The sequence below is a fragment of the Coleofasciculus sp. E2-BRE-01 genome (assembly GCF_040221695.1).
Classification (GTDB): domain Bacteria; phylum Cyanobacteriota; class Cyanobacteriia; order Cyanobacteriales; family Coleofasciculaceae; genus Coleofasciculus.
Map to the genome: position 1 here is coordinate 40,886 of NZ_JAVKEA010000151.1, position 10,468 is coordinate 51,353.

Here is a 10,468-nt window from a genome sequence, read left to right on the forward strand (position 1 = left end):
TTGTGTAGCTGCGGTTGAAACCGCCCAGCTTCTTTTAACCAAAACTGTCAGATGCAACCAAATAAACATCACTACTACTACTCTCACTCTCAACATCTATAAATACTGAATCTCTCCCCCCTGTGCTAATTCGACTCCGGTTAATTCCTTGAGTTACTATCTGTAATAGTCGTTGCGGTGTAAAGGATTGCAACTCGACAAAATTACCGGATTCTAACCACTCTAATTCCTCAGCCAATAACTCTCGCCGTACCTCTACCCCTAATTGTCTCACCTGTTCTGCTGATTCTGGGGAGGATTGAATAAAAAGATTGCGACTATTTAAGACATGACGCGGAAGTAATCCTAAATCATAAATCGTGACGGTACTATCAGCAAACCAATTGGGATTCGTTTGCAGTTGATGAATCAGAGTAATCCCGTGAGGACTGGCATTATGCAGGGCGTAAACCTTTAATTCTGGGTTGCGTCTAAGCATATCTAGTACCGTTGAAAAAATGCCTTGGGGATACCCGGTAATACTTAATACGGCACAGTTATTTTCAAAGTGAAAATTATTGGCAATCAACAGTTGAGCAATTGTGGCACTATTACAGACGACAACTCGGTCAAAACTATAGGCGGTGATATCTGGATTAATGGATGTGGGTAAACGTTCCTGATTCGGAGGAGGTAATAGTGGCTCAACTGTACCATTAATTTCTTGCCAACGTTCTAACCAAGTTTGGAATTGACTGGGTGTAATCGAAAAAGTTTGGGACAATGTGCTTTGACGACGCAACTGGCGAATTCCTAAATAGAACGATACCATACCGACAATAATGGTTATCGCGAATTGGAAAAAAATCAGCCAATCACTTCCACTACCCCCTACAGGAGAGAGGAAAAGGGATAAAATTCCATAGGCGAGGAGAAATCCACCAATAACTTGTAAAAATCGGGCATTGCGATTACGGATTTTTCGAGGCGTATTGGCAGAATTGCTTATTCTGTAACAGGCAAAAATTAATAGCGGAATCCCGATGTAAGGGACAATAAAACTTAAAATTAAGGCGAAAATTTGCAGAGCAAGATTATTAACTTTGCGTTTAAGTCGCTTATTGATGAGATAGTATAATTGTTTGGGGGTAAAGCATAGAGTACCGTTGACTGAGAGATCCGAGATGGCTTTGGCAAAAAATGGATCAGTGATTTTGGTTTGACCCATAGTTGTGGGTTCAAAGACAAAGGGATGTCCACAGTTTTTGCAGCGTCCTTGATTGGCGGTGCGGTCTTTGAGATTATTGTCTGTTTGGCATTGAATACATTTCATAAATTGGCTATTCTAAAGTTAGAATTATGCATCCTTTCTTGCTAGATTGTATGAAATTATATTAAACCTCTCTAGTAAATTAATCCTCTACGTCTGCAGATGCTACGGAAAGGTGTAATTCTCCTCCTCCTTTTTTTAAGCTGAAATCAACGATTAATAATTTATATTCAGCAAAGTACTTCTTCTTTCGAGCCATTAGTTCCTCTAATAATTCCTTAAGTGTTTGTTTCTCATCTGGCACGTCCTCAAATATACTCCTATCATTCATTGATTCAACAATTTGATCCATGTCGAAATCGTTTAAAAAGGTAAGATTCCATGCAGCTATAGCCAGCTTAAATAAGGTATGATGGGATTCTAAATCACTTGCCATTGCTCTATAGGGTTCAATAAACTGCCACAAGACAACAGACATTTTTATTTCCCCTTTCGGCTCAATCAAAATCTTTTCACAATTTTGAGCTAAAGGATTTTCCTTTAAATTTTTATGAAGCCGCTCTAGGTTTTTGTACTTTAAAGTTTTATTTTTACTTTGTTTCAGTAATTCTTTAAACCCTTTTGCTTTTTTAGCCATTTTTTTGATCCTTATACTTGAAATTCATTTTTAATTCTAAGAGTATTGTATCAACTGACTTCAACTAGCCAACAATGGTACTTGTAACTGTTAATGCTAATCCAGGTTGACCCAACCTCCCCAAAAATATTATCACCAAGCGCTAGATTGGTGAAGTAAATACCTGATTATTTAACAAAACACTATAATCTTCCCGTTTTCTGATTAATCGATGAGTCCCCTGTTCGACTAAAACCTCAGCCGGACGCGGACGGTGTAAGAAATGGGACGACATGGCGTATCCGTAAGCACCGCTATCGAGAATCGCGATAACATCTCCATTCTTTAACGCGGGGAGTTGGCAATTGCGTCCCAAGTAATCCCGTGAATAAGTTGTATTTCCACAGACATCGGTGGGATACTGTTCACCCTGGGTATCGGTAAAACTGACAATTTTTCGATAGCCTCCATGCACCGATGGAACGGATAGATTCGCCACGGTGGTATCAACGCCGACGATTTGTTTGCCGTTTTGCCACTTAACTGAAACGACTTTTGCCAACAAGGACGCACATCCTGCGATCGCGGCACGTCCAGGTTCTATAATTAAATCTATAGGTCTGCCAATTGTCTCTAGTTTCTGAGTTATCGCCTGACCAAATCCTTGCCAATCAAAGGCGACGCCATTCCCCTGATAAGGATAGCCAAATCCACCGCCAAAGTCTAAATAGTTCCAATCCGGTAATTGTTGACCAATCTCGCATAAGGAATCAATCACTTGGGTAAAGGCTTTGGTTGAATTGGTTCCGGTTCCGCGATAGAAATGGATACCATTGAGGTGTAATCCGGCTGATTGGGTAATTTTCAGCGCATCGGGGAATTCTTCAGGTTGAACTCCAATGCGGCTATCCCCAGTTAATTCGGGTACATTTAAGCGTAATCCTAAGTTTAATCGGGGTAATTTAGAATTTAAGGCGTGATAGACTTGACAGCATAAATCTAATTGGGAAATACTATCTAAATTTAAAGTCGTAATTCCCCAGTGGAGAACTTGCTCCATTTCTGGATAATTTAAATTACTGCCGCTATAAACAATGTTATCTGGGGCAAATCCCGCCTTTAATCCTAAATAGATATCTCCGGGAGTATTGGCGTGAAGTCCCCACCCCTCTTGCTGGAAGATTTGCAGCAAAGCGACATTACCATTCGTCACACTCGCAAACTGGAACTGAGTGCGCGGATAGGGGACAGCGTAAGAGATATAACGAATTGTATCCCGTATGCGATCGCCTTGATACACGTAGAGGGGTGAACCGTAGATATCCAGTAATTCTTGGTCATTTGTCATTGGTCATTGGTTATTGGTCATATCGGTGTTTGTAGGGGCGACCCGCCTGCATCAATGAACAACTCTTTTCCTATCAATTTTGTCGGGTCGCCCTTGGTTCTGATGTGAGGGCGCAATCCAAAACCCCCTCATCCCCTAACCCCTTCTCCCACCCCCATCGTTCCCCCCTTTTAGATCCCCCTCCCGTCCCCCTTAAAAAGGGGGAAGCCAGCGGATGCTTCGCTTTTGTTGCACGGGAGAAGGGGAACCGCACTCTCTTGCTCCCCTCTTGCTCCCCTCTCCCAAGCTTGGGAGAGGGGCTGGGGGTGAGGGAGAAAAACTGGGAAGCATCCCTACATTTAGGTGTACCATTAGCACTGAGAAACCACTATAGTTCACAACCCGAATAATTTTGTAATCAACGGCTGCAATTTATTCCACGCTTCAAACAACGTCGCCGCCGTAGGTAATCCGACAATAATTCCTTTCAACATCGTTGTGGCTCGTTTCGCCGTTTTCTGATTCCCCTTTTCCTGGGGATTTTTCCCCGCTTCGGCTAACGTTTTTACCTGTTCTAACGCCTCCGCCTTATCCTCCTCATCTAAATTCGATTCCGCTTCAATTGCGGCTTGCAGTTGCGCCAGCAGTTCTTTGATTCCTGGTTTATCGGGTTCAGGAGACTCAGGTAACTGGTTAAGCGAATTGCTAACACTACCGCTAATTTCACCCAGGTTCATTACCCCTGGGTTACTGACATCACCGCCGCCAACAGCACCGACGCTACCACCAGCCGATACTTGGATTTCGCTGTTTTCAGACATCGTATCTCCTTGATTATTATAATTATGAGCAGAAATACTCGGACGCTTAATTGCTGCTTCCACTAAACCTGTCAGCATCTTAACCTGTCCATCTTTCTCCGCTAAAAGTTGTTGTAGCGCCGCCGGGGACAAGGCTTGCAATTCATTATAAGTAGTGAAATAGTCGTGATGCAGTTCAGAACGGTTTGCTTGAGGTGACGTTTCCGCACGAATTAACACTTTATCGCGATGCTTCCCCCGTTTCTCAATCGAAATAATATCCAGTTCAGCGTCAGGATGGGTTTCGGTAAGCTGTTGGAACGCCATGGCAATTAAACGCGGGTCATCCACTTGGTTGTGATAAAGGTCAAGGGTTTGTACCATGGGAGCAATGAAGTCGGCAAATTCGCCATCTTCAAAGTTTTTGTTCCAATCATCCGGTTTGCGGTGGGGATTGGGGTCAAGGTTATCGACTAGGCGCATGAAGACATACTCACATTGAATACCATTGAGTTGGGTTTCTGGAGTGATACCCCAATCTTCAATACAAGCGCCGGTTAATGTGGCTCCAGTTAAATCCGTGTAGTCGAGTTGGGTTTGGACGAGTTTAGCTCTGGATAAATTAGTATCTTGTAAGCTGGCTTGGCTTAAATCAGCACCGATAAAACTAGCATCGGCTAAGTTTGCGACTTGTAAGTTGACACCGCGCAGATTTTTGCGGTCAAAGTTCTGAGCTTGTCCCTTTCGGGTAATGAGTAGTTGTCGCACCTGAGCATCTTTAATATAAGTGATGCCAGGACGAACGCGATCGAGTTTTTGGGTTTTATGGAAGCAAGTACGGATAAGAGTAGCTTGTCTCAAATCGGTACTTTTGAGTGTGGCAGATGTAAAATTAGCATCGGTTAAGTCAGCATGGCGAAAGCTTGTCCCGCCTGTAGCAGCAAAGGCAATAGCTACTCCTCGAATCCAAGCCTCTCTTTCATCTCCCTTGATGGCTCGCCAGCCAATGTAAGCGCTGAAGAGCGTGAAAACGACAGCGACAGCGACAGCGACAGCGATAGCTCCAGCGATAGCGAAAGCTCCAGCGAAAGCTCCAGCGACAGCGACAGCGACAGCGATAGCGACAGCGACAGCGATAGCGACAGCTCCAGCGACAGCGACAGCTCCAGCGACAGCGACAGCGACAGCGACAGCGATAGCGACAGCTCCAGCGACAGCGATTAAACCTTTACGGAGGATGACAACAAACAAGATTGCCAGGATTATCAAACTTACCCAGCCCATAATCATGCTCTCGGTATTACCACTATCAAAAATCAACGAGGTTAAAGCAGCAACGATTATTGACAAAAATCCTGATATCCCTGCGAGTATCCATGAACTGATAACCAATACTATTGCCCAACGCCTTTGTAATCCCGCCTTAGCGCCGCTAAAGTTCGCCCCCGTCAACTTAGCCTTAGTAAAATTTGCCCCTCGGATATCCGCTTCACTAAAATCTGCCCCAGAGAGGTCTTTTCCTTTAAAGGATTGACCCCTCAAGTTTTCACCACTGAAATCGCGTCTTCCAGCAGCGTATCGCTTCAAAACTTCACTGGCTTTCATTTTTCAGGGAACAGGGAACGGGGAACACCTCGACTTCGCTCGGTGTGTCACAGGGAACAGGGAACTAGGCAATTCATAACTCATCCTGCAAATTCCAATACCATCGCCAAAACCGAGACGGTAACCAGAACGGATGTAACCCAGAATACCCAGATACTGCCTCATTTAACACCCTACTACGCCAAACTTGCCACATCAGCAATAACCAGAGAATTTCCCCAATTCGTCGCCCTCGCAAATAGGCGCTAAATTCCCCTTTAATCAGTTGTAACGGCAATTGCGGTTGCCATCGTCCTTCGGCGTCTAAAATACCCGAATTTAACCAATATCCTACCTCAGACCATAACTCATTTAAACACCACGCCGTTAAAGGAACCCCCATGCCCCGTTTTTCCCGCCACACCACCTCTGACGGTAACCAAGATTCCACCGCACGTTTGAGGATATATTTTTCACAAGCACCCCGCAGGTAGAACTCCCCCGGTACCTGAAACGTCCACTCCGATAACGGAATGTCACAAAAGGGCGATCGCACCCACAATCCATGAGAGAATGCTAAGTTAGTCGCCCGTGGGTGGATATTTTGTGCGCCTTTTAACATTAACGTCGCCCGACGCAATCGGTCTAAAAGAGTCGTGGTAAACTTAGCATCTAACGCCTCTGCCAACCATTGTTCCGGTTGTACCGATAACACCTGGTTTATCTGATTCTGAAATACTCGCTCTTCATATCCCCAGAGACGGTGAAACGTTCGTAAATACTGTTGGGTAAACTCTGTATTTCCGTTGGGATGTTCTTGATTATAAACACCAGCCGCAATTAGCGGTTTATTTGTCCATCCAGCAAAAAGTTGGTCGCCTCCTTCCCCATTAAAAATAACGCTTGTCTCTTGACTCGCCGCTTGACACAACAGATATAAAGGAACCGTTACCCCATCCCCAAAGGGTAAATCTAACGCCGTCGCTGTCGCTTGAATCGCTTGCTTAATTCGCCGAGGTGTTGCATCAACTTTAACCAGGGGAATCTTCAGATAGTCAGCAACCTGTTCAGCATAGGGCAATTCCGAGACACCCGCTAACCCAAAATCTAAGGTATAGGCTTTAACCTTTACTCCCGCTTGCACTAATAATGCCGCTATTGTAGATGAATCTAACCCGCCAGACAGAAAAACGCCAACGGGTTCACTGGGCAAATTTTCCAGTTGCCGATGAACGGCATTTTTTAACAGGCTTTGCAGTTGAGATATGGCTTCATCTTCATCGTGAATCAGTACAGAGGCAGATTGCCATTGATAATAACGGTGAGTGCTATGGGTTAAGTCGTGTTCAGAGGTAATTTGCCAGGTTTCTAGGGTTCCAGCCGCTACAGAAAAAATAGTAGATACTGGTGTCAACGGTGTGGGAACATAAGAAAAACAGCTATAGCCATACAATCCATGACTACTCAGCTCTGGTGTTTTAAGCAGCGGTAATAATAGCTGCAACTTAGACGCAAACCAGATAACCTTCCCCTGTTTTGTCCAATAGAGAGGGACACGTCCAAAAGGTTCGCGTCCTAAAATTAGGTGATTATTTTCTACCTTAACCCAAGCATCGGCTGAGTCGTGAAAACCAGAAGCGGATAACGCGGCGATGATACCCTCTTCATTGGTGAAGGAATTAGTCGGATTACTGCCAATATAACCAACACGCCAATTTAACCTACCCTTGACAGGGACTTTGTTGAGGTGATGTTTCAATGGTTTTGATGTTTCTAAACCTGTCGCGACGACGAGAAGTTTGGTTAACATCGCTTCAAGTTTATCGGGTGACTCTATACCCCAGTAGCCGATAAATTGATAGGGATTACTCACAATAATCAAATCTTGAATTAATTTAAGTACAATAGCCCTGAAATACGCACTTTAATATATCGTAGTGGTGTGTCACACCTAAGCAAGATGAATTAGAATTCTATCCAGACACTGTAGGGGTGTAGTGACGTGCGCCCGATTCAATGGTCACATCTATACCCAATCTACCATTCAAGTTACTGGTCTACCCGTGAGCTTTATGGCGAAGACAGCGCAACTACAAACCCTATAGTATAAAATAAAATTTATTAACTCAATTCGCAACCCTCCGATGGATAAAAAAATCAAGAAGAAAAAATTTTCTAGTTTTAACAAAACTCAGGCATTTAAGCAACTTAACCTCATCGACTTAATCCCTTGGCAGATTGAGTTCCAGCCAATTCAACCTAGCGATTTTTTTCAACAACGGTGGGCGAGGTTACAACGTTTTGACTTGGAAAGCTACGAAGAATCCAAAAAGCTTATTATTGATGCCATTTGCGAGGAAGCACTTGAAGGACTGGGGCGGCTAAAAATTTGGAAAGGGGCTAGTTTAGAAGGGGAGACAACAAGCGGTAATGTTGATTATTTAATTGCTGAACGCAAACGCTATTTAGAAATGCCATTTTTATGTATCGTCGAAGCCAAAAAGGATGACTTTGAACAAGGATTGGCTCAATGTTTGGTCGAAATGCAAGCCTGTCAATGGCAAAATCGCCGAATCGGTAAGGATATTGATGTTTTGGGAGTGGTGACGAACGGCGATGGCTGGCGGTTTTATAAGCTGACATCTCAAGGCAGTGTTTATGAGACGTTACTCTATGGAATTGCTCATCTTGAAGAAATTTTAGGCTTGCTTCATTTTGTCTTTAAGTTAAGTGAACAAGCGTTGAGTGATGTTTGAGAAAGTACCTTAATTTTAATGGCACTAAGATCAACATTTTGGGATTAATGAAATCCTGAATGTACCGTAGGGTGGGCATTGCCCACCAGGTTTTAAAAGCGTACAATCCCCCTTAATTTAGAAGAATTAAACCAGTTGTTATTTTGTCGGATATTGGCAACCCAACACGATGATAGGCTCGCATCCATGACTACGAACCGTTAAAATAGTGTAATAGATTTTATCAACAACTCTCATCGTAAAATGACTCAATTACCCCGCCAAACTGACCCCCCACTTCCCCCTTGGCAAACCCTGCCAACGATGTATGATTTACCTAGCGAAAATCCGGAGGAACCTGGTTTGCCTGATGAGTTCCATTTTTTGCAACCGTTGTTACTGTATTTGACGTTTTTACCGACAATTTGGTATCCAGATAGAGTTTTCAGTGCTTGTGATTTGAATCTCTATTATGACCCTACTCATCCAAACTGGTATAAACGTCCTGATTGGTTCGGAGTTGTCGGTGTACCAAGGCTTTATCAGGAACGCGATATGCGTTTGAGTTATGTGTGTTGGCAAGAACGGGTGAATCCATTTATCGTGGTGGAGTTATTGTCTCCAGGTACGGAAGATGAAGATTTGGGTCAAAGGGAAAGCGAATTAAGACACCCGCCGACAAAGTGGCGAGTTTATGAAGAGATTCTGCGGATTCCTTACTATGTAATTTTTAGTCGCTATACTAATGAATGGCAAGCATTTCATCTGGTTGGCGGTCATTACGAATCCGTAGATTTGACTCAAGGCTGTTTACCGATACCGGAGTTGGGATTAAGTTTAGGCGTATGGCAAGGTGATTTTCGCGGGTTTAACCGACTGTGGCTACGGTGGATGACACTGGAGGGAACTTGGATTTCTTTACCCACGGAAGAAACAGAGGTGGCGAGACAAGAAACGGAAGCCGCCAGACAAGAAACAGAAGCCGCCAGACAAGAAACGGAAATGGCGAAACAGGAAACAGAAATGGCGAAACGACGGGTTCAAGAATTAGCCGCACGATTACGAGAGTTAGGTATTGATCCCGATGATTTGGAAAATAGCGAATAGTTCCGATTATTTAACTGTAAATGATTTTTGGTCGAGTGCGCGATCGCCTAATCTCATCCGTACTTGCCAATCCCCCATGGTTGCAGTAGAACCCAAGGTGTGACGACAATAGGTAGACCAAACCTCTCGGTCAATTTTACTGGTTTGATAGCGATTCTGATGCACAATTTGACCATTGGGGTTAATCCAATCACACTGTAAGGAAAGCTTTTGTCCCACAGGTGCGTCTTGTAAGGTAACCCGGTAGACTATCTCTTGGCGATTAAAATCCGATATCGGTTCACACGTCTGCTGATTCGGGGTAATGCAACTTTGAGAGACAGACACTGCCGCGATCGCACGTTGGCGATTTACAATGAATACCGTAGAAGCCGCGATCGCACCCACTATCGCCACTCCTACACCTATCCCAATCCAGCGATTCCGTTTTTGTTGAACCGCTAACGCTTGACGACGACTTAGCTGGATTAGCGCTTCATCCAGCAACTCTGGTGGTAGATTCAATTCCTGCAAAATCTGCTGAATTTCTTGGCGGTCAATTTCAGCCTCGTGGCGTCTGGCTAATTGATCCACCTCAGCAACGAGTTGCGTTAACTGATCTTGAGTAAGTCGTTCATCAGTCACAATTGATTACTTCTAAACCAGAAGCTTGAGACTATCTACTTTCTCTTTAACATAAAACCTCTTTTCCGTCAAGGTTAGCGCTGTGACCCAGACTCCGCGATTCATACTGAGTTGCGCTCAAACGTAGTAGATAGGAAGAGCAGGCAGGGGAAGCAGGGGAAGCAGAGGGAGCTGGGGAAGCAGAAGGAGCTGGGGAAGCAGAAGGAGCTGCTGACTTTTCACGCCATCTAGAAAAATCGATATCAAACCTAACTCCCCAACCCCCCTCGTTCCCCCCTCTTAGATCCTCACAAGGGTAGGTTTTTTACATTGACGGTATAATGGAGGTAAGACTTGGAAGACCTGGAGGGAAAGTGGACAAGGAAGAAGACCAAAAAACCATCAAAACTCATGAAGATCTAATTATTTATCAAAAAGCGTTTGATG

General features: G+C 44.1%; 8 protein-coding genes. 2 read left to right on the forward strand and 6 right to left on the reverse strand.

The features are described from left to right. Window positions 1-34 precede the first annotated feature (34 nt). The 5 genes from RIG66_RS18895 to RIG66_RS18915 form a co-directional block, all read right to left on the reverse strand. A complete protein-coding gene (locus RIG66_RS18895) occupies window positions 35-1,312 on the reverse strand; it encodes an MFS transporter permease (protein WP_446380300.1) in 1,278 nt (425 codons plus the stop codon). A gap of 79 nt (window positions 1,313-1,391) precedes the next feature. After that, complete coding sequence (locus tag RIG66_RS18900) at window positions 1,392-1,886, reverse strand: hypothetical protein (RefSeq protein ID WP_446380301.1); 495 nt, start codon at window positions 1,884-1,886, stop codon at window positions 1,392-1,394. Window positions 1,887-2,028: 142 nt separating this feature from the next. Continuing rightward, complete coding sequence (locus tag RIG66_RS18905) at window positions 2,029-3,213, reverse strand: diaminopimelate decarboxylase family protein (protein WP_446380302.1); 1,185 nt, start codon at window positions 3,211-3,213, stop codon at window positions 2,029-2,031. A 374-nt stretch (window positions 3,214-3,587) separates the two neighbouring features. After that, window positions 3,588-5,597, reverse strand: a complete 2,010-nt coding sequence (locus RIG66_RS18910) for a pentapeptide repeat-containing protein (protein WP_446380303.1) — start codon at window positions 5,595-5,597, stop codon at window positions 3,588-3,590. Window positions 5,598-5,670: 73 nt separating this feature from the next. Continuing rightward, window positions 5,671-7,449, reverse strand: a complete 1,779-nt coding sequence (locus tag RIG66_RS18915; protein WP_446380304.1) for an asparagine synthetase B family protein — start codon at window positions 7,447-7,449, stop codon at window positions 5,671-5,673. 271 nt (window positions 7,450-7,720) lie between these two features. On the opposite strand from RIG66_RS18915, the gene RIG66_RS18920 reads away from it, so the two are divergent. Together RIG66_RS18920 and RIG66_RS18925 are read left to right on the forward strand one after the other, a co-directional pair. Next, entirely contained in the window at window positions 7,721-8,332 is a 612-nt protein-coding gene (locus RIG66_RS18920; protein WP_446380305.1) for a hypothetical protein, read from the forward strand. Window positions 8,333-8,575: 243 nt separating this feature from the next. Next, entirely contained in the window at window positions 8,576-9,418 is an 843-nt protein-coding gene (locus RIG66_RS18925; RefSeq protein ID WP_446380306.1) for a Uma2 family endonuclease, read from the forward strand. A 6-nt stretch (window positions 9,419-9,424) separates the two neighbouring features. Here RIG66_RS18925 and RIG66_RS18930 read toward each other — a convergent pair whose 3' ends face one another. Beyond that, the gene (locus RIG66_RS18930) at window positions 9,425-10,042 is read right to left on the reverse strand and encodes a DUF3859 domain-containing protein (RefSeq protein WP_446380307.1); all 618 of its coding nucleotides are present in this window, start codon (window positions 10,040-10,042) and stop codon (window positions 9,425-9,427) included. Window positions 10,043-10,468: the final 426 nt, after the last annotated feature.